General features: G+C 59.7%; 23 protein-coding genes. 12 read left to right on the top strand and 11 right to left on the bottom strand.

Annotation, left to right across the window (positions count from 1 at the left end):
* Positions 1–11: 11 nt before the first annotated feature.
* Positions 12–566 (bottom strand): recombinase family protein, encoded by a 555-nt coding sequence (locus tag ACQY1P_RS22780; protein ID WP_062654064.1) that lies wholly within the window; start codon positions 564–566, stop codon positions 12–14.
* 1,043 nt (positions 567–1,609) lie between these two features.
* On the opposite strand from ACQY1P_RS22780, the gene ACQY1P_RS22775 reads away from it, so the two are divergent.
* Positions 1,610–1,894 (top strand): type II toxin-antitoxin system RelE/ParE family toxin, encoded by a 285-nt coding sequence (locus ACQY1P_RS22775; RefSeq protein WP_234888296.1) that lies wholly within the window; start codon positions 1,610–1,612, stop codon positions 1,892–1,894.
* A 39-nt stretch (positions 1,895–1,933) separates the two neighbouring features.
* On the opposite strand, the gene ACQY1P_RS22770 is transcribed toward ACQY1P_RS22775, so the two are convergent.
* Positions 1,934–2,224, bottom strand: a complete 291-nt coding sequence (locus tag ACQY1P_RS22770; protein ID WP_145162229.1) for a type II toxin-antitoxin system RelB/DinJ family antitoxin — start codon at positions 2,222–2,224, stop codon at positions 1,934–1,936.
* 483 nt (positions 2,225–2,707) lie between these two features.
* On the opposite strand from ACQY1P_RS22770, the gene ACQY1P_RS22765 reads away from it, so the two are divergent.
* From ACQY1P_RS22765 to ACQY1P_RS22750, 4 genes are all read left to right on the top strand, one after another.
* On the top strand, positions 2,708–3,907 hold the full coding sequence (locus tag ACQY1P_RS22765; protein WP_145162226.1) for a hypothetical protein: 1,200 nt from the start codon (positions 2,708–2,710) through the stop codon (positions 3,905–3,907).
* Positions 3,908–3,913: 6 nt separating this feature from the next.
* A complete protein-coding gene (locus ACQY1P_RS22760) occupies positions 3,914–6,157 on the top strand; it encodes a hypothetical protein (protein ID WP_430256782.1) in 2,244 nt (747 codons plus the stop codon).
* 2 nt (positions 6,158–6,159) lie between these two features.
* On the top strand, positions 6,160–6,882 hold the full coding sequence (locus tag ACQY1P_RS22755; RefSeq protein WP_145162222.1) for a hypothetical protein: 723 nt from the start codon (positions 6,160–6,162) through the stop codon (positions 6,880–6,882).
* Between the two features lie 681 nt (positions 6,883–7,563).
* The gene (locus ACQY1P_RS22750) at positions 7,564–7,767 is read left to right on the top strand and encodes a heavy-metal-associated domain-containing protein (protein ID WP_145162220.1); all 204 of its coding nucleotides are present in this window, start codon (positions 7,564–7,566) and stop codon (positions 7,765–7,767) included.
* A gap of 236 nt (positions 7,768–8,003) precedes the next feature.
* On the opposite strand, the gene ACQY1P_RS22745 is transcribed toward ACQY1P_RS22750, so the two are convergent.
* From ACQY1P_RS22745 to ACQY1P_RS22715, 7 genes are all read right to left on the bottom strand, one after another.
* Positions 8,004–8,531 carry a cytochrome c gene (locus ACQY1P_RS22745; RefSeq protein ID WP_430256780.1) on the bottom strand — a complete coding sequence of 176 codons (528 nt, stop codon included), beginning with the start codon at positions 8,529–8,531 and terminating at the stop codon, positions 8,004–8,006.
* On the bottom strand, positions 8,528–11,665 hold the full coding sequence (locus tag ACQY1P_RS22740) for an efflux RND transporter permease subunit (RefSeq protein WP_145162216.1): 3,138 nt from the start codon (positions 11,663–11,665) through the stop codon (positions 8,528–8,530). The genes ACQY1P_RS22745 and ACQY1P_RS22740 overlap by 4 nt, the downstream gene beginning before the upstream one ends.
* The gene (locus ACQY1P_RS22735) at positions 11,662–13,113 is read right to left on the bottom strand and encodes an efflux RND transporter periplasmic adaptor subunit (RefSeq protein ID WP_145162214.1); all 1,452 of its coding nucleotides are present in this window, start codon (positions 13,111–13,113) and stop codon (positions 11,662–11,664) included. The genes ACQY1P_RS22740 and ACQY1P_RS22735 overlap by 4 nt, the downstream gene beginning before the upstream one ends.
* Positions 13,110–13,511: a FixH family protein gene (locus tag ACQY1P_RS22730; protein WP_145162212.1), complete on the bottom strand. Its 402-nt coding sequence runs from the start codon at positions 13,509–13,511 to the stop codon at positions 13,110–13,112. The genes ACQY1P_RS22735 and ACQY1P_RS22730 overlap by 4 nt, the downstream gene beginning before the upstream one ends.
* Positions 13,512–13,605: 94 nt before the next feature.
* Entirely contained in the window at positions 13,606–14,019 is a 414-nt protein-coding gene (locus ACQY1P_RS22725; RefSeq protein ID WP_153423397.1) for a hypothetical protein, read from the bottom strand.
* A gap of 121 nt (positions 14,020–14,140) precedes the next feature.
* A complete protein-coding gene (locus ACQY1P_RS22720; RefSeq protein WP_145162208.1) occupies positions 14,141–14,473 on the bottom strand; it encodes a four-helix bundle copper-binding protein in 333 nt (110 codons plus the stop codon).
* The gene (locus tag ACQY1P_RS22715) at positions 14,473–14,895 is read right to left on the bottom strand and encodes a DUF305 domain-containing protein (RefSeq protein ID WP_408021741.1); all 423 of its coding nucleotides are present in this window, start codon (positions 14,893–14,895) and stop codon (positions 14,473–14,475) included. The genes ACQY1P_RS22720 and ACQY1P_RS22715 overlap by 1 nt, the downstream gene beginning before the upstream one ends.
* A gap of 134 nt (positions 14,896–15,029) precedes the next feature.
* On the opposite strand from ACQY1P_RS22715, the gene ACQY1P_RS22710 reads away from it, so the two are divergent.
* Together ACQY1P_RS22710 and ACQY1P_RS22705 are read left to right on the top strand one after the other, a co-directional pair.
* Positions 15,030–15,188 carry a hypothetical protein gene (locus ACQY1P_RS22710; protein WP_430256778.1) on the top strand — a complete coding sequence of 53 codons (159 nt, stop codon included), beginning with the start codon at positions 15,030–15,032 and terminating at the stop codon, positions 15,186–15,188.
* Positions 15,189–15,544: 356 nt separating this feature from the next.
* Positions 15,545–16,891 (top strand): DUF882 domain-containing protein, encoded by a 1,347-nt coding sequence (locus ACQY1P_RS22705; RefSeq protein WP_234888294.1) that lies wholly within the window; start codon positions 15,545–15,547, stop codon positions 16,889–16,891.
* Positions 16,892–16,912: 21 nt separating this feature from the next.
* Here the strand turns inward: ACQY1P_RS22705 and ACQY1P_RS22700 are convergent, their stop codons facing one another.
* Positions 16,913–18,268, bottom strand: a complete 1,356-nt coding sequence (locus ACQY1P_RS22700) for a sensor histidine kinase (RefSeq protein WP_145162202.1) — start codon at positions 18,266–18,268, stop codon at positions 16,913–16,915.
* Positions 18,255–18,932 (bottom strand): response regulator transcription factor, encoded by a 678-nt coding sequence (locus tag ACQY1P_RS22695; protein WP_145162201.1) that lies wholly within the window; start codon positions 18,930–18,932, stop codon positions 18,255–18,257. Before ACQY1P_RS22695 ends, ACQY1P_RS22700 begins: the two co-directional genes overlap by 14 nt.
* A 172-nt stretch (positions 18,933–19,104) precedes the next feature.
* On the opposite strand from ACQY1P_RS22695, the gene ACQY1P_RS22690 reads away from it, so the two are divergent.
* The 5 genes from ACQY1P_RS22690 to ACQY1P_RS22670 all read left to right on the top strand — a co-directional run bounded on the left by ACQY1P_RS22690 (position 19,105) and on the right by ACQY1P_RS22670 (position 23,264).
* Positions 19,105–19,374: a hypothetical protein gene (locus ACQY1P_RS22690; protein WP_145162198.1), complete on the top strand. Its 270-nt coding sequence runs from the start codon at positions 19,105–19,107 to the stop codon at positions 19,372–19,374.
* Between the two features lie 331 nt (positions 19,375–19,705).
* Positions 19,706–20,134: a hypothetical protein gene (locus ACQY1P_RS22685; RefSeq protein ID WP_145162195.1), complete on the top strand. Its 429-nt coding sequence runs from the start codon at positions 19,706–19,708 to the stop codon at positions 20,132–20,134.
* Between the two features lie 88 nt (positions 20,135–20,222).
* A complete protein-coding gene (locus ACQY1P_RS22680) occupies positions 20,223–20,441 on the top strand; it encodes a hypothetical protein (protein WP_145162192.1) in 219 nt (72 codons plus the stop codon).
* Positions 20,442–20,446: 5 nt separating this feature from the next.
* A complete protein-coding gene (locus ACQY1P_RS22675) occupies positions 20,447–21,892 on the top strand; it encodes a TolC family protein (protein WP_145162327.1) in 1,446 nt (481 codons plus the stop codon).
* A gap of 13 nt (positions 21,893–21,905) precedes the next feature.
* Positions 21,906–23,264 carry a multicopper oxidase family protein gene (locus ACQY1P_RS22670; protein WP_145162189.1) on the top strand — a complete coding sequence of 453 codons (1,359 nt, stop codon included), beginning with the start codon at positions 21,906–21,908 and terminating at the stop codon, positions 23,262–23,264.

The following is a 23,264-nucleotide window of genomic DNA, read 5'->3' as shown; positions in this document are numbered from 1 at the left end:
GCCTTCTTGCCCTACGATGATGCGGCTTCTCTGAGGGCGCGATACACGCTTGCACGACCTATGTTCAGCGTCTTGGCAATTTCTGTTGGTCCCATCCCGTCGGATTTCAGTCGGCGGATCCCAGCAACATCAACATGAGGCTTCCTGCCTTTGTAGACCCCTCTGCTTTTTGCAGCGGCGATGCCTTCCATCTGTCTTTCTCTACGAAGGTTCGTCTCGAACTCAGCGAATACGCCGAGCATATCGAGGAAAGCCTTGCCGGCCGCCGAGCTCGTGTCGATCGGCTGTTCCGTCGCCTTCAGGGTCACCCCTTTCTGCTTAAGCAGCCGTATGATGTCCTGCAGATCTCCAACTGACCGCGCCAGCCGATCGACCCGCGTCACGACCAGGCTGTCGCCGTCGCGCATGAATTCTAGAAGCGTGTTAAGCTCCCTCCGATCCTGCTTAGTTGATCCGGATTTCTTTTCCGCCCGGATGACCGTGCACCCGGCCGCCTTCAAAGCCGCCTCTTGAATTGCCAGATCCTGATCGATGGTGCTGACACGCGCGTACCCGTAAATTGCCATGAAACGTCTCAATAGGTTCTAGACCTTTAATGGGTAGCGTCTCATAACTTCAAAATCAACCCAAATGATACACTGATATGTGTCTCACGCAGATTGTCTCAGAAGGTATACCTAAATGCTACATTCCCTGCGGCTTTGCACCAGCTGCGGCCATCAGGAATTTTCCTTTCAGGTCATGTCATGCAAATGGATGCTAGCCGGTTGGTCTGCCTTCAAAGGGCGCTGTTCATGCGGGTGAGCGATTTGTCGCTGATGACCTTTGAGGTGCGAACTGATCAATACGAGGAGAAGGAAGCCGTCCTACGGTACTGGTCAACCTTAGACTGCCACCACATCACCTGCCAGCATGATTACAGGACGGAATTCGCCGTCTGATAAACTGAAGATGCTCAACTGATCCTAGATGGACCAGCACACGCGGCTGTTGCAAATGCTCCAGGTGTCCGATCTGTGCCACCTAGGCAGTGCGACGAGTAAGTAGCTGATGCGCGGGATCTGATAGCGTGGCAGAGGAGTCGGTGACATCGATAGCCCACTTGTCCGGAGCTCATTCGCCGAGAGTCAATCTAGCGGTGCAAACTGCCGAGGCCAGTTGATTTGCCGGAAGCTGTTCCGCTTCTAGCTTTTCGTCCGAAACTCCTCGGGGCGCGGATCCGGCTCCACAATCAGAAGACGGCGCTGGCGACGTATTGCAAAAAGTGTCTGGCCTTAGCGCTGTCCGGGGACGACATGCAACCGTTCTGGAAACAGCGGTATCATACTCTTGAGGAAGCAGGAGGAAGAGCGGTTGGACCTCGGTAAGCCGACACTGCTGCATGTTCACGTCAGCAGAAAGAAGCTGCCGCGCAACGTTTTCCTAACGGGCTTGACTTGAAGTTAAAAATGGTTTAACATAGAAAAACCGACGTCTGCCCTAACGGCGTCGTCGTTATAACGGCATCCTGTGCCAAAGCAAGTTCGTTCTCTACGGTCTCTAACTTGCATATTGGGGCAGTCTTGTCAACAGCAACAGGAAACAAGGAAACCTAATATGGAAGCATGTAATGTCTGGTAATGCCCTCATGATCGAGTGGGGTGAAAATGCCCTCGAAGACGTCAACGAAATGGTTAATTTCATTAGTGAATTTAATCCACCGGCAGCAAGGAAGCTGGTTGATCAGATTGAGGAAAGCGTCGATCGCCTGCCGAACTTCCCTTTTAGCTACAGGGCTGGACGTGTAGCCGGAACTCGCGAAATGCCGGTTGGGAGCTATGTTGTAATCTATACTGTGAGCGAGAGTGAGATTCTCGTTCTCAGGGTTCTTCATTCTGCAAGGCAGTGGCCTTAAAAGATGGACCTCCGGAGCATGTTTGCTCCGGAGCTCTTTTCATTTTGTTTTCGTGTCGAGGTTGGCTCTGATCGCAGCCATAGCTTTAGCATGCGATATTTTTGGACGATCGTCCTCCATGGCTTCTTTGACTTTGTTGCGAAACCACTCATCGTACGCTTCAGGGTCAGTTGTCAGGCCTACAGGAAGAGCACCTTCTTTTTCGACTCGGGTAAGTAGAATCCTTACCGCGTCTGAAATTGTGAGGCCGAAGTTTGCTAGGATCGCTGCAGCATTTTGCTTCAACTGATCGTCAATACGCACATGAAGCATTGAACTTTGAGTGCTCATCTTAGTCTCCTTGTTGCCTAAGAATGTATCTCATTTGAGATACGAAGGCAAGGAGAAATGTCGAATAGCATCTAAAGGTTCCAAGCTGAAATGGTCGGCCTCAGCCTCAGACTGCGGCTCCATGTTGAAAGTAGGCCCTACTCCGCCAGCCCCGCGGGCGGAAGTGGCCGGATGGAATCGAAGCCGTTCCTGCATTGAAACGCCAAGCGAAGGAGGCGAGGGGAGGGTGTCTCACTACAAAGCTGACTTCCTCCGATCCGAGGTATGTAACAATTGGTGGATTTCGTACTAGCGGTATTGCACCAGTAATGGTGGAGTGCCCATATTTAGATCGACCTTCAGTATGCTTCCGCCGGCGGTATTGCCCAGTGACGGTCGCTTGGAGCTACTGCTAGTTCGAGACTACATGCCCGTAGATCTACTACAGAGGCCTCGGCAACCCGAGGCTCCTGTTTCTAATTTCGAACAGCACAGGACCCGGCTATGGCTGCAAATCTTACTTTCTATCCAGTAGGTAACGGGGATATGGCACTTGTCACCCTCGACAACGGCCAGAATATTCTCATCGATATCAATATTCGTGCGTCGGCGGATGGTGAGGACGAGGATGTTCATGACGTCGCGCAGGATCTTAAGGACCGGTTGCCACGAGACGATGAGGACCGGCCATACGTTGATGCCTTTCTCGTCTCGCATCCGGACGCGGACCACGTTAGCGGGTTGCGCAACCACTTCCATCTTGGGGCTCTAGACGAATATCCGGACGAAGAGGACAAAGACCGGATAGTGATCCGGGAAATGTGGTCTTCCCCGATCGTATTCCGCCGCGCGAATTCGCAGCACAAGCTATGTGATGACGCAAAGGCCTGGGCAACGGAGGCGAGGCGGCGCGTTAATTTGTTTAAGGAAAAAGGCATGGATGGTACGGATAGCGGCGACCGTATCCTGATCCTTGGCAAAGACCGTGACGGCAAGACAGACGACATCATGGATATCGTTGTACTACAGGACGAACTAATCACCGCCGCCAATCGAGAGGAAGACGGGCAGTTTGAGGCCCGTCTTCTGGCTCCCATCTATATTGATCCGGACCAGGAGGACGCCGAAGAACTGATTGATTTGCTCTCGAAGAACAACTCATCGGTGATCCTGCGGTTCGCGATCATGGCCGACGGAACGGAGGATGCGTGCCGATTCCTTTCTGGTGGGGATGCAAGCGTTGCGATCTGGGATCGCCTCTGGCAGCGGCACAAGGACAGCAACTCGGACTGGCTTAGCTATGACGTTATGGAGACACCGCATCATTGCTCCTGGCGGACACTGAGCCATGATCGATGGTCGGAAATGGGCGAGGATGTGAAGGTCTCGCCAGACGCTCGCAACGCGCTATCGCAGTGCCGGGAGGGCGCGCACATCGTGGCCAGCTCCAACCCGATCAAGAAAGAAGAGCCTAACCCTCCGCATGAGCGCGCCAAGCGCGAGTACGTCTCAATTACATCCGCCGACCGTTTCCATTGCACGGAAGAGTTCTGGGAGAAAAACTCACGCCCGATCGAGTTTACGATCTCCCATCAGGGCCCTTCATTTAGTCATCGGGTTGCGGCGAAGAAGGTCGCAGCGGCAATTGGTATTTCGGCAATTCCCACTGTGGCTCGAGGCCATGGCTCACGGGATGGCGAGTAATACGATATGGCAGAGGCTGATATGCGACGACACGCGGAGCATTTCCTGCGTGTCGTTGGCGGCTATCCCTACGTCAGCAATGCTGGCATAGCCTTTGTTGGCGAGAATGAGGCAGTTTTGGCTCTGGAGCTCGCGGTCGAGCTGCCCAATGGCGCCCGCCTTGCGGGTCGTAGCGAAACGGGCGTACGAGCGGTCGAACCAGTCGAGGTAGTACTGCAAACCGGCTATCCAGGACGATGCCCATCGTTTCGCCTTCGTCATGACTTCCCGGTCATGCCGCACTTGGCGCCGAGTGATGGCAAATCGCTGCCTGTGCCGTGCCTCGTCGACGGCTCACCTGACGAATTCTTTACCCAGCACGACCTAGTCGACGCGGGCATCATGGCGATCGTCGATCAGATGTGCATCTGGTTAAAACGAGCGGCTACTGGGCGCCTTGCCAATGCAAAGCACGGGTGGGAACCGCTCAATCGAGCTGCTGTACTGGGTACGATCTTTATCGACCGCGAACACATCCTTGGCGAGCGCATTCGCAAAGACGCAGGTTGCGTCTGGCTGCGCTCCCGCTATCTCGAAAAGCTTTACAGAGCTGAGGAGGAAACACCTGGATTTTGGGTCAGCAACGATTTGGCTCCCAGTCTTGCTGCCTTGGAACAAACATTCCCCTTCGAGTTCGAGACGCGGAAAGATCCCGGCCGCACTGTCGCTGCTGTGCTTTGGCCCAGTCAGAAAGCAGTTAGTAAGGATCTTTTAGCCGATGATGTCACCACCTTAGGTCAGCTTGAGGCTCGAGCTGACCTCTACGGCATGGGGGACCAGCTTCGCCACTTCGTAAAAGATCTTGAGCGGCGTTTCGAAGCTATGTGGGTTTCGGCGCCTCTCCCGGTAGCAGTAGTCCTCTGCGTACGCAGGCCTTTCGTGCTGATGGGTAGAAGCTCGAGCATCGAGTGCGTAGCGTACTCATTGAATGTCCACCGGCCGAGATCGGACAATCCCTCTCCAGCGTTGCGCCCAGACATCCCCGTCTTCCCTTTGCGGCAGGTTGACATGCCCTCCCAAGGGTTATTCCGGAGCATGAGCGGTGCATTGGCGATCCCGAATACGAGCATCATTGGCTGCGGGAGCGTTGGATCCAAAGTTGGGATGCACTTAGCGCGCACTGGAGCGCGCATCCTCGCCGTAACAGACAGCGCCTTTCTACAGCCGCATAACATGGCGCGTCATGCTCTGGCGCGAAGTCCGTTCCCGCAGTTCAAGGCACCTGAGCTCGCGTATGAGCTGGGGAGGCTTGGCGCTACCACCAGATCGTTCATAGGAGACATCATTCCTGCGCTCGACGAGCCGGATGACCTGCTTCGTGCCGTTCCAACCCAGTCGGGGCTACTGGTAAACACCACGGCCTCGCGTCTTGTGCGGGAAGCCTTGTCGGGCTGCGCCGGGGGAAGGATAAAAGCCAGGGTAGCCGAGGTAACACTGTTTGGCCGCGGCGACGGCGCGTTCGTTTTCGCAGAAGGTCCCTTAGGCAATCCTTCTCTGTCGCAGCTAGAGGCGAGCCTCTACGCTACCGTTACCAAGCGCGAACGGCAGCTGCTATTCGATCCAACACATGGGCTTACGCAGGTGCAGATCGGAGACGGATGTGGTTCCCTGACCATGCCTATGACAGATGCAAGGCTTTCAGCCATGACAGCCATGGCAACCGAAGAGCTTTGCCGGATGGTTGGGATTGAGGCGTCTGTTGGAGGGCAGATCGCGATCGGCGTCAGAGACCGTACCGGACTATCTACCAATTGGCGCAGGATAGCGGTTCCCGCCTTCCACAACGTCAAGGTTGAGGGGGGTGACTGGAGCCTCGATATTGCAGACGATGTCGTCCGCTTGATCCGCAAGGAGATCGCTACGTATCCCACTGCCGAAACCGGAGGTTTGCTCATCGGCACCTGCAACTCGCGCCTTCGCAAAATAACTGTCGTAGGTACTCTTCCGGCGCCCGAAGACAGCAAGCGTAGCGCTACCTCGTTCGTGCTCGGCACCAAAGGGCTGAAGAAGATGATCAGTCAGCGATTTCGCGACAGTGGCGGCAGTCTTTTCGACGTTGGCACGTGGCACAGCCATCTATCCGATCAGGGAGCATCTGCACTTGATTGGCACACCGCAAACTCACTCGCTCGAGAGCGGCCTCCGCCAGCGGTACTGCTTATTTCCACCCCACTTCGTTTCCTTGCCATAACAGGCACGAGCAGTCATTGACCATGGATTTTCTCGACATGTATGCCGTAAAGGCACGGCTCTTCCCAGCTATCCTCGCAGTGGCGCCAGCCCTCATACTATGCCTGCTCTGTGCAAGCTGGGTTGATCCCGGCCTGCCTGAAGCGCTCGCAACGGTGGCGGTAGGGGTTCTTTTTTTCGCTGGCGCGAATTTGGCAAGGCGATTTGGCATAGCTAAGGAACGGGAGATCTTTGCAAGCACTGGAGGACGTCCGCGGAATACGGAGCTTACGCATAGTGACTCTACACTGCCAGCTAGCCAGCGCGACCGTTACCGTACCTACGTAGCGGGCCAGCTTGGTCTTCCGGCCCCTACGAAGGAGGGCGAGGAGAAGGATCCTATCGCTTCGCAGGCCTTCTACGACCAAGCCTATACCTGGCTGCGTGAGAGCACGCGAGACACGCAGACTTTCAATCTGCTTTTCAACGAGTTGATCAGCTACGGCTACTACCGAAATCTTCTCGGTCTAAAGCCGGTTGGCATCGCCCTGAACCTTCTGTCGTTTGGGGCAGCTGCGGCGATCGTTTGGTATCAGCCTACTTTTGCCTCCCTTAGCACAGGCAAGCTAGTGTTTCTGTGCGCTCTGTCGGCGGTCCACCTCCTCTATTTCCTTTTTGGCGTGACAAGGAAGGCGATGTTGGACGCATCGGCGATATACGCTCGACAGTTGGTCTTGAGCACAGAGCTGCTCATTAAGCAGGGCTGAGCTTGCGATCAAAGCGCGTCCTTCAAGCTAGTGCGGCGACACAGGCCGGCTTGCACTCGGTCAAAGTGACGACGGGAGGAGGGAAGCCACATGAGAGAGCTATAGGCGAATACCATTAGCCGGCTAATGAAAATGGCGTAAGAGTTATTATGGAACTTGAAGACTGACCATCAGCCAAGCTTGTCCGTGAGGCTTTCTCCGTCCCTTGTTCATAAGCCCGTGCCATCTAAGCCAACACCAAGACGAAAAGGCAGATTGTCCTTGTCTGCTGCTTAAGGCGGCACAGATGGAACTCCCTGTCGGGAGCCATCTTCACGATCATCCTGGAAGGCAATCATCTCTCCAGTTTCCTTGATGACGCAACCATTACGACGGCTACGCATGCACCATGCCATGGGCTCGCAGTCCTTACCGCTGCAGCGGAGCTCGCGAAAAGAAAGGTTACGAACCGAGAGGTGGCTGCATGGGAGTCGAGGCTCCAGCCGCTTCCCGCTGTCGCTAGATTGCATGTGTCAGTCATTGCATCTCCTCTCGAAACACTGGCTACGTCGCTTGGAGTCCAAAATGGAAGCGACCCTGCATCACAACTCGGCGAACCCGGGACGCAGTGTAGATCAGGCTATTGACCTTCCCATTGCTGTAAGCCTCATGTTTGATTAGCAACACCCAGAGGAGATTTAGATGTACGAATTCGACATTCCGAACATGACCTGCGGCCATTGCGCCGGAACCGTGAAGAAGGCGATCGAGCAAGCCGATCCGGCCGCGAGTGCGATGATCGATGTCGGCAGCAAGAAGGTGAAGGTTGAGTCTTCTGTTGCGCCTGAAGCCATCGCCGCAGCCATCGTGGAAGCGGGCTATCCCACGACCTTCAAGTCGGTCTGACGGAGTAGCTCGACGGCTCTAACCCCTCCTTGCGCATTTTTCTAATATGGCGGGACGAAAGAAAACTTTCCGACTCAACCCGATGCTTGGTGCGCCATCGGGCCACCCTCCCCGAACACGACTGCCACGCGCGACACGCCGCCAGGCCAAACTTGCGTTTGTCGTCGTGGGCTTCATCATTGCCTGCGCGCTCGCACTCACGATGACGTTCGTCAGGGCGGTCCGGGGCATATAGGTCAGGGCTTCCTGTACTTCGCATGACAGCTCGTGCAGGTCTGAAGCATGAGATGGTAAGCGTGCTCAGCGGGCACCGCGGACGCGTCGTGGGATGGATCGAGCTTTCGTCCAAACGGACTGCCGATTAGCGTGCTGCTCATCCGCGTGTCTGGTCCAAGCTCGACCGCATTCTGATCTGCCGCGGAAGACAGGGCCGAAGCGTAGATCTGGAGATCATGGGCTAGCTTTTCGAACTCGCCGGCCGATGACGCAATCGCTCCCGCATTGGCTTTCGAGTCCGGCTGCTGCTCGCCTTGGAAGCTGTCGATAAGGTGGTCGCCCGCTCTTCTCCGGATGACTTCCGCCGCCGACTTGAACTCTTGCTGGCTGTAGGGCCGCTTGCCGCTGAACAGCTCTCCAATAGCCCTGGCCGCCTCCGCCATCGCCTTCATGTCGAGCTGCCGTTCCCATGCAGGTGCGGCCAAAACACCACCTGTCAGGATGAAGACGAACGCCGTTGCGAAGCACGTGATCCTGCACCAGGTCATGCCCGTTGCTCCTGTGGGAGCGTTTCGCGAAGCCGCCATCCCTTGACCACGCCGTAGACAGCCGGGATCACAGCGAGCGTCAGGACGGTCGACGAGATCATGCCCCCGATCATGGGGACTGCGATACGCTGCATGATCTCTGAGCCGGTCCCGGTGCTCCAGAGGATGGGCACGAGTCCGGCCATGATGGCGACGACGGTCATCATCTTGGGGCGAACCCGTTCGACCGCGCCGACGACGATGGCCCGGTGCAGGTCCCCGCGCGAAAGCGTTCGGCCTTCCTCCGCACAGCGACGGCGTTCCTCTTCCAAGGCTTGGTCGAGATAAATGAGCATGATCACTCCCGTTTCGGCGGCGACGCCCGCCAGCGCTATGAAGCCGACCGCGACGGCGACCGACAGGTTGAACCCGAGCCACCACATCATCCAGATTCCGCCGACGAGGGCGAAGGGCAGCGACAGCATGACGATGAGGGTTTCCGTCACGCGTCGGAAGTTGAGGTAGAGCAGCAGGAAGATGAGGGCCAGCGTCAGGGGCACGACGAGCGCGAGGCGGGCCTTGGCGCGCTCGAGGTATTCGAACTGGCCGCTCCATCCGAGCGAGTAGCCCGTCGGCATCGCGACGGACTTCTCGACGGCGGCCTTCGCGTCTGCGACGTATCCCCCGAGATCGCGTCCCGCGATGTCGACGAAGACGTAGACTGCGAGCTGGCCGTTCTCGGTCCTGATGGAGGTCGCTCCCCGGTTCCGCTCGACGCGGGCGACCTGGCCCAGGGGGACGGCGCCGCCGCCGGAAAGGTCGACCTGGACGTCGCGGGCGATCGCATCCGGATCGCTGCGGTAGTCACGCGGATAGCGTATGGCCACCGAATATCTCTCCCGGCCCTCCACGGTGGCCGTCAGCATCTGCGATCCGAGCGCCATGCCGACGACGTTCTGCACGCTGTCCACCGTCAGTCCGTAGCGGCCGAGGGCCGCCCTGTCGGGCACGATGTCGAGGTAGTATCCGCCGATGACGCGCTCGGCATATGCGGAGGACGTGCCCGGCACGGTCTTGAGAACGGTTTCGATCTGTCTTGCGATCTTCTCCATCTGCGTCAGGTCGCTGCCGAACACCTTGACGCCTACCGGCGTCCTGATCCCGGTCGAGAGCATGTCTATGCGAGCCCGGATCGGCATCGTCCATGCGTTCGAGACCCCCGGAAACTGCAGGGCGGCGTCCATCTCCTGCTTCAGCGTGTCCGCCGTGACACCGGGCCGCCATTGATTTTTGGGCTTCAGGGTGATGATGGTCTCGAACATTTCGGTCGGCGCGGGATCGGTCGCGGTGAGGGCCCTGCCCGCCTTCCCGAATACGGTCTCGACCTCTGGGAACGACTTGATGATCCTGTCCTGCACCTGCATGAGTTCGGCCGCCTTCGTGACGGAAAGTCCGGGCAACGTCGTCGGCATGTACATCAGCGTGCCCTCGTCGAGGCTGGGCATGAACTCGGTGCCGAGCTGGCGGGCCGGCCAGACCGTGACGGCGAGAGCGGCCACGGCGACCAGGATCGTCAGGGTCTTCGCTCGCAGCACGCCGCTTATGATCGGCCGGTAGAGCCAGATCAGCATGCGGTTCACCGGGTTCCTGTGCTCAGGCATGATCCTGCCGCGCACGAACACCACCATCAGAGCCGGGACCAGCGTCACCGACAGGATCGCGGCGGCCGCCATGGCGAATGTCTTGGTGAAGGCGAGAGGCCCGAACAGCCTGCCCTCCTGGGACTCCAGCGTGAAGATCGGCAGGAACGAGACGGTGATGATCAGGAGGCTGAAGAAGAGCGGAGGTCCGACTTCGGAGGCCGCCTCGATGAGGACGTCCACGCGGCTCTTCTCGGGCGGAGCACGTTCGAGATGCTTGTGGGCGTTCTCGATCATGACGATGGCGGCGTCGATCATCGCCCCGATGGCGATGGCAATCCCGCCCAGGCTCATGATGTTCGCGCCTATCCCCAGCAGCCGCATCGCCATGAATGCCATGAGGATGCCGACCGGCAGCATGATGATCGCCACCAGGGCGCTGCGGACATGCATCAGGAACACGATCGTCACCAGGGCGACGACGACGGATGCCTCCAGCAAGGTTCCCTTCAGCGTCTCGATCGCCGCCTCTATCAGGCGCGAGCGGTCGTAGACGGGGACGATTTCCGTGCCTTCCGGCAGGCTGGCCTTCGCCGCGTCGATGCTCTTTCTGGTGTTTTCGATGACGGTCAGCGCGTTCGAGCCGTACCTTTGAAGCACGATGCCGCCGGCCACCTCGCCGTCGCCGTTCATCTCCGTGATGCCGCGGCGCTCGTCCGGAACGATCTCGACTGCGGCGACGTCCGCCACGCGGAGCGGAACGCCTGCCTCCGACCTGAGCACGATGTTTCCGATATCGGAAGCGCCCTGAAGGTAACCCCTTCCACGGACCATGTATTCAAACTCCGAAAGTTCGACGGTGCGGCCTCCGACGTCGCGGTTGCTCGCCTTGATGGCGGAAGCGACGGCGTCCAGCGTTATGCCCTGCGCCTTGAGGCGTACGGGATCGACCACGACGGAGTACTGCTTGACGAAGCCGCCGACGCTCGCCACTTCGGCGACGCCTTCGGACCGGGAAAGGGCGAACTTCACGACCCAGTCCTGGAGCGAGCGCAGCTCGGCGAGCGACATCTCCTTCGCGACGACGGCGTACTGGTAGACCCAGCCGACGCCCGTCGCGTCGGGCCCCAGCGTCGGCGACACGTCGCCTGGCAGGCGGCCGGCGGCGGCGTTGAGGAACTCGAGGACGCGGCTGCGCGCCCAGTAGGGATCGGTGCCGTCCTCGAAGATCACGTAGACGAAGGAGACGCCGAAGAAGGAGAAGCCGCGCACCACCTTCGATTTCGGGACGGTCAGCATGGAGCTCGTCAGCGGATAGGTGACCTGGTCCTCGACCACCTGCGGTGCCTGGCCGGGGTATTCGGTGTAGACGATGACCTGCACGTCCGAGAGGTCGGGGATTGCGTCGAGGGGAAGCGTCCGCAGCGCGTGCACGCCCCCGGCCACGGCCAGGGCCGCAAGCACGAAGACCAGCAGGAGGTTGCGGGCGGACCACGAAATGACACTTGCGATCATGGCTGCACGTCTCCGGCGGAGAGCGAGTTCAGGGCGGAGTTAAGGTTGCTTTCGGCGTCGAGCAGGAAGTTAGCCGAAACCACGACGCGGTCGCCCTCCGAAATCCCCGTCTTCACCTGCACCCTGGACGGTCCGCGCGCGCCGAGCGTTACGTCCCGAGGTTCGAACCTGCCCTCGCCCTTGTCGACGAACACGATCCGTCGCGTTCCCGTGTCGACGACCGCGTCGTTCGGAACCGAGAGGACAGGATCGGACGGACCCCTCTCGATCCGGACGTCGCCGAACATGTTGGCGAGAAGCAGCCCGTCCGGGTTGGGCACCCGTATGCGGACCTTCGCGGTCCGCGTCTGGTCGCGTATCTCGGGATACACGAGTTCCACGGTGCCAGTGACATGCCCGCCCGGATGGGCGGCGACCTCGACCGTGGCGGCGGCCCCGACTGCTATATCCCGGAGTTGGCTTTCCGGGACGTCGGCGACAACCCAGACGTCCGAAGTGTCGGCGATCCTGAAGAGCACGTCCCCCGGTTCGGCCATCGCCCCCGGCACGGCGTTGCGCTCGACGACGACGCCGTCGGTGGGGGCGTCGAAGGTCATCTTCGTGGGAACCTTCCGGTCGCGCCGGATCGCCTCAATCAGGCTTTCGGAGGCGCCGAGGTTGCGGAGCCGCAGCGCGCTTCCGGCGGTGTCGCCGCCGCTGGAGACGACGTTGGCGAACTCCGACGCGGCCGTGGCGAGTTCCTTCGAGTAGAAGCGGAAGAGAGGGTCGCCCTTCCTGACGCGGCTGCCGGAGGTGACGTCGGCCACGTCTTCGACGAAGGCGTCCGCGCGCATGCTGACCGCGCGGATACGGCGGTCGTCGAACGCCACGACGCCGGGCGCGCGGACCGTCTGCCGCAGCACCTCGACCGTGGCCGGCGCGGTCTTCACTCCGGTGCGCTGGAGCTTGCCCAGAGCGACCCGGACGTCGGAGCCGCCGTCGGACTCGCCCTCGTAGACGGGAATGTAGTCCATCCCCATCGAATCCTTCTTGGGCACCTTCGATACATCGGGCAGCCCCATGGGGTTGCGGTAGTAGAGGATCGTCCGTCCCCCGCCCGTCTTCTCGACTCCGGCCGTCTCCTGGTCTCCGGTCCTCTGGGAAGCCGTCTCATCAGCCGGAGGAGCGTCCGCGAAGCTGACGTCCTCGCTCGCACGCACGGCAAGGAAGTCGCGCCCGTCGGACGTTTCCGCGGGCGACGGCGACCATTTCGGTTCGCCGTCGGGATGGCGGTAGTAGACGACGGGTCCGGTTCCGGCGGCCTGGGCGGGAGAGGTCTCGGCTTCCGTCGCGATGAAAACTAGGCGGACGACGCCGTGCAGATCGATCCGGCCGGCGCCGAGCAGATACCCTCCCCCGCCGCCGATGGCGAGGGAGGATGCGACGAGCAGTAATGTCGCGGTCTTCACTGGAGCGCCTTCAGCACGAGTTCGCCCTGCACCGTCTGGGGCTCGCCCTGGACCTTTGCGGCGACCTTGAAGCGCCAGCCTCCCGCCATCGAGAGATTGGTCCTGAAGCGGTAGACGCCCGGCTCCTGCTCTGAAAGCCCTTCGACGGAGGTGGTCATCATCTCCATGCCGTCGGGGGCCATGTCCATGCGGGTGGTGAAGATGACCGCGCGCGGCACGGGAGAGCCCGTGCGCCTGTCGACGAGCCTGACGGCGACCTCGGCCTGCGGGCCGTGCTTCACCTCGGAAGCGACGAGCTGGAACTCGTAGTCCGCGGCGCCTGCGAGGACGCCTGTCGCGGGCGCGGCGAGGAAGGCGAGCGCGGCGAGCGCCGCGCGGTAGGATGTTCTGTTGTTCATGATTCGGATCCCGACGTGTGCGAGGCACACTTGATTGCACGCGCCGACGCTCGTCCGCCGGAACGGAAGCATCGGCAATTCGATCAAGACGCAATCAGGCGCTCGGCGGTCTCGGGGGCGGCTCCACCAGCGCGGACGCGAGGTCGGTCTCCTGGTGGATCAGGTATGACAGCGGCAGGGCGTATGCGACCGGGTCGCCGCCGGAGAACGGCCCGCTGGCGACGATCGCAGTCGAGCAGACGAGCGCCAGCGGACAGGTCTTCATGCAGTCCGGCATCTGGGGAGTTTCGGCTTTCGGACAGCAGTCCATGTCGGCCATCGCCGGCGAGCCGGACGACTGCTCCCTCGTGTCCATGTCCGTGCCCATGCCCATTGTCGCGTCCGGGGACTGCATGGATGCGGACGAAGCCATCGCGGCCGCAGCCGTCGCCACGGCCGCAGGTCCGATCAGGACCGCGACCATCGCGAGCGTGCACAGGACGCGCTGGAGGAGCAGGACAGGCTTCATGCGCCGATTGTTGCACGAGGCCGGCCATGTTGTGAAGTGGCCCAAGGCGACCGACGTCTGGCCGCCTCCGGCCATAGCCCCGAACGGCCGGAATTCAGCCGTTCGGTATGACCGCCTGAAATCAGGCCGCCATCTTCTCGCAGCTATCGGCGCACTTCCGGCAGGCGTCGACGCAGCTCTGCATGTCCCCGACGCGCTCGCAGTCGTCGGCGCACTGCCGGCAGATCTCCGCGCACTCCCTGCAGGTATGCCTATGGTGCTCGGTCCCGATCAGCATGAAGTGGGCGGAAGTCCGGCACATTTCGGCGCATGCCATCATGAGCTTGAAGTGCTTCGGCTCGACGTGCTTCCCGCCCATCTCCAGGCAGTGGCCCATCGCCATCGACAGGCATTCGCGGTAGCACGCGAGGCAGTTGTCGATGCATTCCTTCATCTGCGAAGACATGTGGTGCATCACTTCGCCTCCTTCTCGACCCAGGCGGTCAGTTCCTTGATCTCCTTGGTCTGGTCATCGATGATCTTCTGCGCCTTGGCCTTCGTCTCGGCGTTGTCGCCATATTTCAGCTCGACCTGGGCCATGCTGATCGCTCCCATGTGGTGGGCGATCATTCCGCAGGCGAAGGACACGTCCGGATCCTTCTTCATCATCCCCTGCATCATGTTCATGTTCATGGCCTTCATGCCGTCCATCGACTCCTTCTGGTAGTCGGTCATGTCAGCCATCTGCATGTTGTGACCTTGCATGGCCATGTCGCCGCCCGAGGACATGTCGGACTTGCACTTGTCGGGATAGGCCATCGCCGACTGGGCGGACGCCGGAGCGGCGATCGCGAAGGTCCCTGCGGAGAGCAGCGAGGCGGCGAGTACGGTCTTCAATACGTTGTTCATCTTGAACTCCTGTTTCGTGAGGTTGTCTTTGGTAGGTCTTCGGCGGTTCACGAAACTGCGGATCGTGGAGGCGGATCGATCGAAGTCACGAGGAGCAGAGGCTGCTCGACCTTGAGCACGGGATGATGCTGGTGACGGATGGCGACAGGGACGTCGGGCGCTGGCAGGCACGGCAGCATGGGACAGCAGTGCGTGGCGTCGCAGCAGCCCTGCGGGACCTCGGCGCCTCGATGCTGGCCGACGGCGTTTGCGGCGTGCGTCACATGGCACGTTTCGGATGATGCGCGTGCAGGACTTATGGCGAACAGGTTCAGCACCACCACCGCCACGGCAAAGGCGCAGAAAACCGACCTGGGGCCAATCTTGAAAATCATCAGGCGCTCCCGAAAACTGCTCCGGAAACACCGCTAAGGGGATAAAGTTCCAAGAAGGCGCGCCTGCGCAGCGCCATTCTTCCGTCAACGATCTCTGCAGGAAACTCTTTTCCACTGGACGGATGTGAGGTCGATTCGTCTCTCTAAATTAACTATTTCTTGAATATGACAAATAATAATCGACAACTGTGACATTTATGACATTCTCCCGCCACATCGGAATCGGATGAACCCGCTGCGGCGGCGGAGACAGGAACCAGCTCTTGAAAATCGATCTGAAGAAGGAACTGAGGCGCGTGGCGTCCTGGATGATCCCTTGTACGGACTCTCGTCTTGCCTCCGGTCTGCTGGCCGGCTGTCTTCTGACGCTTCTAGGATCGGCGGGCGTCGCCGCCGCCGAGGAACGGACGCTGAAGCTCTACTCCGGACACACGGGCGAGCGGGCCGTTATCACATACAAGAGGAACGGCGTCTTTGACCAGGCGGGCCTGAGCCAGCTCAACCAGTTCCTGCGCGACTGGCGCGCGGACAAGAGCATCAAGATGGATCCCCGTCTCTTCGACATCGTCTGGGACGTCTACAGGCGCAGCGGCGCGACCGACTACATCAACGTCGTCTCCGGCTACCGCTCCCCGAACACGAACGCGATGCTGCGCACGCGTTCGGCCGGCGTGGCCAAGGAAAGCCAGCACACCCAGGGCAAGGCGATGGACTTCTTCATCCCCGGCGTGAAGCTCGCGACGCTTCGTGCGCTGGCGATGCAGGAACAGGGCGGCGGCGTCGGCTACTACCCGACCTCCGGCTCACCCTTCGTCCACGTGGACGTGGGCGGCGTCCGGGCGTGGCCGCGGATGAGCCGCCAGGAGCTCGTCCAGCTCTTCCCGAACGGCAAGACCCTTCACATCCCGAGCGACGGCAAGCCGCTCCCCGGATACGAGACCGCGGTCGCCGAATACAAGCGCAAGGGCGCCGGCCCGGCGGTCGAGATCGCCAGCTTCGGCGGGGCCAAGCGCAAGGGCGGCTTCCTTGCCGCCCTGTTCGGAGGAAACGATTCCGAGGAAGAGGACGACGTCGCGGAAACCACCGTGGCGACGACCGCCAAGCGCACGCCGCAGCCCGCCAAGGCCGCGGAGGCCGTCGCGGTCGCATCCGCGGAGCCGGCCGAGAAGTTCACCGCTCCGGTTCCGGCCAGGCGTCCTGAAGCCACAACGCTCCTGACCGCGCTGCGTCCGACGACGCCGACCGAGCACGAGGTCTTCGCCGCCGTGACCACGGCCGCGGCAGGCAAGGTCGAGGAGCCGGCCGGATTCGAGGATCTTGCCGGCTACAGGATCCCGGTTCCGGTCTTCGCCTCCCGCCCCGCCCAGGCCGACAAGGTGATTACGGCGTCGACCTCGCGCTCTGCAGAGATCGTACAGGCGTCGGCGGCATCGGCAGCGCTGCCGCGCGGGGAGCTTGCGGCCGCGCTCGCCGCGCCTCCTGAAATGAACCCCGTTGCGAAGACGTCCTTCAGCGCAAGCTACACGACCGGGTATCCGGCGCAGAAGGACTCGAGGCCCGTCGCGGCGGCGGCCTCGTTCGATTTCGGTCGCTTCGGCGACGCTCTGTGAAGCGGCGGGCCGCTAGCTGATTTAGGCCGCAGGAGCGGGGAAGATGATCCGCACTCTCAGGCCGGGGGCGTTGTCCGAGAGCTCGATCCTGGCATCATGCAGTTCGCAGATCGCCTTCACCATGCTCAGGCCGAGACCTGATCCCTCGGTTGTCCTGCTCTTCTCGAGGCGGTAAAAACGTTCGAGCACCCTGAGGCGCTCCGCCTCTGGAATGCCCGGGCCGTTGTCGCTGACGCAGAGGGCAGCACCCTGCTCATGTCGCTCCACCTCCAGGAGAATATGGCTTCCGTCAGGCGTGTGACGCATTGCATTGGCAAGCAGGTTCGTCAGCATCTGCCTGATCAAGTCGGGGTCGCCTCGAATCCAGCACGCTTCTTCAGGTGTTTTGGTGCTAAAGATATTCCCCTCTTCCGATGCGATGACCTCGTACGTCTCTTGGATGTCACGGACGAGATCGGCTAGGTTGACCTCTACAAACTTCGCCCTCCTGCTTCTGGACTCGATCTGGGCGATGCGCAGAAGCGCATCGAAGGTGCCAGCAAGCGTTGACAGCTCCTGAAGCGCCGCCGCAACGGCAGTTTTCACTTCCTCGGCGTCTTCCTGGTTCAAGGCATCGTCGAGCGCGAGGAAGACCCGCCCGATCGGAGTCTTGAGATCATGAGCGATGTCCGTGGTCACCTGCTTCAGTGCGGTGACACTGGCTTCCAGCCTGCCGAGGGCGACATTCACTTCAACGGACAGCACATCGATCTCGTCCATACGTGACGATACAGGCAGTCGCCGGGACAACTCGCCATGGCCAATCGCCTGGGCGGTTTGCGTCAGGGCGAATATCCGGTTGCGCGCACGATACCTGAGCACTGCCGCCCCAAGCAGGCCAACGGCAAACACAATGGCAGTCGTCCATCCAAAGCTGAGGAGCACGATCCTGGCCAACTGTTCCGTGTCGCCCTCGCTCGTTCCGACAATCAGATCGCTCTCGCCGAGTTGACCCTTGTAGAGCTTGTATCCCGTCACTCCCTCGTGCTGGCTGTCTGGCGGAAGGTAGGAGAAGCCGTTTGGGACGTTTGTGAGAGCAGCATTGCCCGCCACAACCTTCCCCCTCCCATTTTGGAGCGTATAGATCGTTTCCTGGCCCCTGATTGCCGGGCCGTGGCTGTTGATCATGTCGATCGCACCCGAAACGCCACGGGTTGAAAACGCCGACTCGATCTCGCGGTAGCGCTCCATGACGGCGGCCACGAGACGGTCGTCGAGATAGCCAAGCACCATCTGGTAGGCAATGACGTTCGCCCCAAGGTAAGCCAGGACGAACAGCGAACTGTAGATGATGGCGAGCCTGACGGCCGTGCTTTTGAAGAAACTACCGCCGCGCATGGAGAGAATAACCGGTATTGCGGACGGTATGTAGCAACGGGAAATCGAAAGGTCTGTCGATCTTGGCCCGCAACCTGCTGACATGGGTTTCTACCACTGAGCTTTGCGGGTCGAAGTTGAAGTTCCAGATTTTCTCCAGCAGCATTGTCTTGGTCAGCACCCTGCCCTCGTTACGCATGAGAAGCTCCAGTAGAGCAAACTCGCGCGGTAGCAGATCGAGCGGAGTGCCAGCTCGGTCCGCAGTGCGCTTGACCAAGTCAATCTCAAGATCGCCCACCCTGAGCTTGGTCTTTTCTGTAGATATAGGCGGTCGCCTGACGAGCGCATTGACCCTAGCTATCAGCTCCGAGAAAGCGAATGGCTTGACCAGATAGTCATCACCCCCGGCCTCCAGGCCCTCGACACGATCATCAACGCCGCTCATCGCTGTAAGGAAAAGCACAGGCGTACGGATCGAAGCCGCGCGAAGGCTCTTGACCATCGTCAACCCGTCGAGCCCCGGAATCATTCGGTCGACAACCATTACATCATAAGAAGCGTCGAAACCTGCGTTGAGGCCGTCTCTGCCGTCACGAAGCCAGTCTACGACATAGCCCGCTGACGTCATTCCCTTCGCGATGTATGTCCCGGTCTTCTCGTCGTCTTCAATGAGAAGGATTTTCATGTCGTATCCAGATGATTTCTTCACGGCACCCGAAGGCACTAATTCCGGCTTTGTTGCGGCGACGGCGCTTTTGCAAGTTTACAAAGATGTAAAGTGCCGGAAAGGTAGCTGACAATCCCGCAATCTAACTTCCTCATGCTGCACCTCCGCAGCGTACACAGAGGAAAAGATCATGAAGTTTCAGCTCGCCATCGCTTTCATAGCACTTGCTGCTGCCACCTCCAACGCATCAGCAAACGGTCCGATCAGCCCACGCGCATCTGACGTCGACAAGATTGTCCAGGGTCATGGGAACCCGGGCGACACGGCAAACGCGAAGTCGGACGCAGTTACATTCGAAGTTCTCGGCAATGGTTTGGTCAAGCGGACCAACACCAAATACGGCACAGTGTCCGTTTTCGATCCCGCCGAAGAACTCCGCAAGTCGCGCACCAATCGCTGATCTTGCGGCTCGCGCGAGAGCACCTGAACCCGCAGCCCAGAGGAGACTTACTGAAATGGTGACAACACGGTTCAAAACCGCCGCTGGTGCCCTGGTGAAGGTCCTTTCCCTGATGGTGGGACCGACTGCTTGGGCAGAGCATGAGAGAACCTGCCGCTCCGAAGGACCTAAGGCTTCTGGCCGAAGCTCCGAGATGGGTCGGATCCGGCTTTAACGATTGAAACAAGTCGAGCCCGCTGTGCTCAGAGCAGCGGGCCGCCGCCTTACAACCAGAAAGCGTTGTGGCAATGCCACACAAAGGACGCGAATACATGGTTAGAGATGGCAGCGATTGACAACCTTGAAGGCTCTGGCGATCCTCTTAGGCATGGGCGGGATGTTTCGAATCACATCTAGAGCATTGGCACTGCTGGTAAGACTGGTGATGGTTCTGTCACTGGCCGGGTACAGCTTTTCTGCCGTCAATGCCGCAATGCATCCCGATGCCTCTGTTCAAGTCTCGCAGTTGGATGAACATTCGTCTCACCACGGAGATGATCATGTCACTGTAAGTGACACAGGTCATCACGGTGACCAGCACGACCACAGCAAGCCGGGAAAATCGAAATCCTCCTGCTGTCAGGATTATTGTGGCGTGGCCGCAATCACCTGCCCCGGTTCCTTGATGTCCCATCCAGCGGTCATATCGATCCGCGAGTTCATTGACGACACGGACACTGTCGGCGAAGCGCCGAGCCTTCATCGCCCACCTAATATCTGAGAACTAGCACCCGCACGGCGGGGCTTGCTGTGCCTTTGCGCAACCATGCGCGGCGGCACAATCGCGAACTTATTCTCGGATTTTCACCATGAAACGTTTGTTCCTGTTGGTTGCCGTGCCGCTCGTCGTCAGCGGATGCGCTTCCACATTGCCCGAAGTCGTAGCTTCGGCCGACACCCCTGACACCGTGTCCGACGTCAGGCCCGTTCGGTATCAAAGCCCTATTGGCGGCTACACCCATCGTATGCCCGTTGATCCGAAGCCTTGGCGCAGCCTTAACGACGCCCAAGCGCCGAAGAAGGGATGACCATGATGACTATGCGTCACATCAAGCTCATCTCAGCCGTCGTTCTGCCGCTCATTGCAGCAGGCTGCGTCACGACAGAATATGCTGCCAAGGATGCTGGCTTCACTAATGCATCGCTCAAAACCAACGAGGCGACCGGGAAACAGACAGTTTGGGTGCAAAATCGACAGCAAGCCGAGGCTGTGCGATCCCGCGTGAAGTCGCTGATGGCAAAAAAGACCATCGACGTCGAGACCGCCGTACAAGTGGCGTTACTAAACAATAAGGGCCTCCAGGCTGCTTATTCTGAGCTTGGTGAAAGTGCCGCAGACGTCTGGCAAACCCAGCTGTCCGTCTTCCCGACTTTCTCGGTTGGCTTAACGGGCATCGGAAGTCCGGGGCTCGAAGCCTACCGCGTTATCGAGGGAGCTATCGCCGCCAACATTCTAGCACTGGCGACGTATGACAAGAACATCAAACTTGCGGAGACTCGCTTCCGCCAAGCTCAGCTAACGGCAGCTCTGGAAACTATTTCTCTGGCTTCAGAAACTCGCCGTGCCTGGATCACGGCTGTCTCCGCCTGGGAAAATGTCGGTTACCTTAACCAGGCTAAGGTGGCGGCAGACGCCGCATCTGACCTTGCCAAGAAAATTGGTGAAGCTGGGTCCTTACCGAAAGCAGATCAGGCCCGCGAGCATGTCTTTTATGCCGAGCTGACGGGGGAGACCGCAAAAGCACGGCTTGAAGCAAAGCTGGCCAAAGAAGAACTCGTCCGGTTGATGGGTCTCTCAGGGTCCGACATCGACTTCCAAATTCCAAACCGCTTGCCGAACCTGCCGAAGGCACTGATCAAGCGTGACGACATCGAGGCGGAAGCCATTCGCAAACGGATGGACCTCCAGGTGGCTCGCCTGGAACTTCAGGCCACGGCGCAGTCCTACAAGCTGGAGGATGTCACCCGTATTGTCACCGACATAGAGCTGGTCGGCACCTGGGAAAAAGAGCGTGAACGAGAAGACGGTCGGATCGTCTCCGATATCAGCAGAACAGCTGGTCTCGAATTCACAATCCCGATCTTCGACTCTGGCCAGGCGCGGCTCCGCAAGGGCGAGCTTGCCTACATGCGAGCGGCAAATCAGCTGGCGGAGCGAGCCGTAAACGTCCGCTCTGAAGCCCGCTCCGCTTACGTGTCGTACAAATCGAACTACGACATTGCCCGCCATTACCGCAACAGCGTCCTGCCGCTGCGCAACGCAATCGAAGAGCAATCGATGCGCAGCTACAACGGCATGATCACCAGCACCTTTGAGCTGATCTCGGACACCCGAGAGAAGATTGAATCCACCATCCTCGCCGTCAACGCAAAACGCGACTTCTGGCTGGCTGAAGCAAACCTCGCCCCTGTCATCTACGGCGGCAGCGAATCTTCAGAAGCAGAAGAGACCGAAGTCGCGTCGGCTGATGCGGACTAAGAAAGGAAACACGATGTTTAGCAGACGACAGTTACTCGGAGCGGGTGCAGCCAGTGCTGCCCTCGTCTCCTCCCAAACATGGAGCCAGACCTCCAACATGGGCCTGCCGGAAGCGGCAGTCATGGAGTCCCCTACAACACAGAAGCCTTTGAAGCCTTCAGTCGGTCCCGACTACAACCCGGTCGTTACATTGAACGGCTGGACCGCACCTTTCCGGATGAACAACGGCGTCAAGGAATTTCATCTTGTCGCCGAGCCGGTAGAGCGAGAAATGGCAGAAGGCATGACTGCCTATCTCTGGGGTTATAACGGTCAGTCTCCGGGTCCGACCATCGAGGCAGTTGAAGGTGACCGCGTACGCATCTTCGTTACCAATAAGCTTCCGGAGCATACGACCATCCACTGGCATGGCATGATCCTGCCATCTGGCATGGACGGCGTGGGCGGGCTGTCGCAGCCGCATATTCCGGTCGGAAAGACCTTCGTCTACGAGTTCGACCTCGTGAAGTCCGGCACCTTCATGTACCACCCGCACTCCGACGAGATGGTACAAATGGCCATGGGCATGATGGGCTTCTTCGTTGTCCATCCGAAGGACCCGACGTTCATGCCCGTGGACCGCGACTTCGTCTTCCTCCTCAGCGCCTTTGACATTGACCCAGGCACCTATGTGCCAAGAGTGATGGAGATGACTGACTTCAACCTCTGGACCTGGAACAGCCGCGTGTTTCCAGGAATCGATCCGCTGGTGGTCTCTAAGGATGACAGGGTTCGTGTACGCGTCGGCAACCTGACGATGACCAACCACCCGATCCACATGCACGGCTACGACTTCGAGGTCACCTGCACCGACGGCGGCTGGGTTCGACCGGAAGCCCGGTGGCCGGAGGTCAGCATCGACCTGCCAGTCGGGGCGATGAGGGCATACGAGTTCGACGCAAAGTATGTCGGCGACTGGGCGATCCACTGCCATAAGTCGCACCATACGATGAACGCCATGGGCCACGAAATCCCAACCTTCATCGGCGTCGACAAGAAGGAAGTGACCAAGAAGATCAGACAGTTCCGTCCTGAGTACATGCCCATGGGTACCGCCGGTATGGCGGATATGGGCGAGATGTCGATGGAAATCCCGGAGAACACCGTGCCGATGATGACAGGCTGGGGTCCGCACGGCCCCATCGAAATGGGCGGCATGTTCTCCGTCGTCAAGGTCCGCGAGGGTATCTCGGCGGGCGATTACAGCGACCCTGGTTGGTATGAAAACCCTCCCGGTACGCAGGCATGGGAGTGGACTGGAAGTCTACCGGACGCCCCTAAAGCCAAAGACGCAAAAACTCAGCTTTCACCTAAACACTCAAACCATGGCTGA

The sequence above is a fragment of the Neorhizobium sp. DAR64872/K0K18 genome, from assembly GCF_050500175.1.
Classification (GTDB): domain Bacteria; phylum Pseudomonadota; class Alphaproteobacteria; order Rhizobiales; family Rhizobiaceae; genus Neorhizobium; species Neorhizobium soli.
This window is presented reverse-complemented; position numbering and strand designations above follow the sequence as displayed.

Excerpts from the sequence above, each read along its gene's own strand:
- ACQY1P_RS22780 (WP_062654064.1), bottom strand. The coding sequence starts at position 566 with ATGGCAATTTACGGGTACGCGCGTGTCAGCACCATCGATCAGGATCTG.
- ACQY1P_RS22775 (WP_234888296.1), top strand. The coding sequence starts at position 1,610 with ATGTCTGGTAATGCCCTCATGATCGAGTGGGGTGAAAATGCCCTCGAA.
- ACQY1P_RS22770 (WP_145162229.1), bottom strand. The coding sequence starts at position 2,224 with ATGAGCACTCAAAGTTCAATGCTTCATGTGCGTATTGACGATCAGTTG.
- ACQY1P_RS22765 (WP_145162226.1), top strand. The coding sequence starts at position 2,708 with ATGGCTGCAAATCTTACTTTCTATCCAGTAGGTAACGGGGATATGGCA.
- ACQY1P_RS22760 (WP_430256782.1), top strand. The coding sequence starts at position 3,914 with ATGGCAGAGGCTGATATGCGACGACACGCGGAGCATTTCCTGCGTGTC.
- ACQY1P_RS22755 (WP_145162222.1), top strand. The coding sequence starts at position 6,160 with ATGGATTTTCTCGACATGTATGCCGTAAAGGCACGGCTCTTCCCAGCT.
- ACQY1P_RS22750 (WP_145162220.1), top strand. The coding sequence starts at position 7,564 with ATGTACGAATTCGACATTCCGAACATGACCTGCGGCCATTGCGCCGGA.
- ACQY1P_RS22745 (WP_430256780.1), bottom strand. The coding sequence starts at position 8,531 with ATGACCTGGTGCAGGATCACGTGCTTCGCAACGGCGTTCGTCTTCATC.
- ACQY1P_RS22740 (WP_145162216.1), bottom strand. The coding sequence starts at position 11,665 with ATGATCGCAAGTGTCATTTCGTGGTCCGCCCGCAACCTCCTGCTGGTC.
- ACQY1P_RS22730 (WP_145162212.1), bottom strand. The coding sequence starts at position 13,511 with ATGAACAACAGAACATCCTACCGCGCGGCGCTCGCCGCGCTCGCCTTC.
- ACQY1P_RS22725 (WP_153423397.1), bottom strand. The coding sequence starts at position 14,019 with ATGAAGCCTGTCCTGCTCCTCCAGCGCGTCCTGTGCACGCTCGCGATG.
- ACQY1P_RS22720 (WP_145162208.1), bottom strand. The coding sequence starts at position 14,473 with ATGCACCACATGTCTTCGCAGATGAAGGAATGCATCGACAACTGCCTC.
- ACQY1P_RS22710 (WP_430256778.1), top strand. The coding sequence starts at position 15,030 with ATGATGCTGGTGACGGATGGCGACAGGGACGTCGGGCGCTGGCAGGCA.
- ACQY1P_RS22700 (WP_145162202.1), bottom strand. The coding sequence starts at position 18,268 with ATGCGCGGCGGTAGTTTCTTCAAAAGCACGGCCGTCAGGCTCGCCATC.
- ACQY1P_RS22695 (WP_145162201.1), bottom strand. The coding sequence starts at position 18,932 with ATGAAAATCCTTCTCATTGAAGACGACGAGAAGACCGGGACATACATC.
- ACQY1P_RS22690 (WP_145162198.1), top strand. The coding sequence starts at position 19,105 with ATGAAGTTTCAGCTCGCCATCGCTTTCATAGCACTTGCTGCTGCCACC.
- ACQY1P_RS22680 (WP_145162192.1), top strand. The coding sequence starts at position 20,223 with ATGAAACGTTTGTTCCTGTTGGTTGCCGTGCCGCTCGTCGTCAGCGGA.
- ACQY1P_RS22675 (WP_145162327.1), top strand. The coding sequence starts at position 20,447 with ATGACTATGCGTCACATCAAGCTCATCTCAGCCGTCGTTCTGCCGCTC.
- ACQY1P_RS22670 (WP_145162189.1), top strand. The coding sequence starts at position 21,906 with ATGTTTAGCAGACGACAGTTACTCGGAGCGGGTGCAGCCAGTGCTGCC.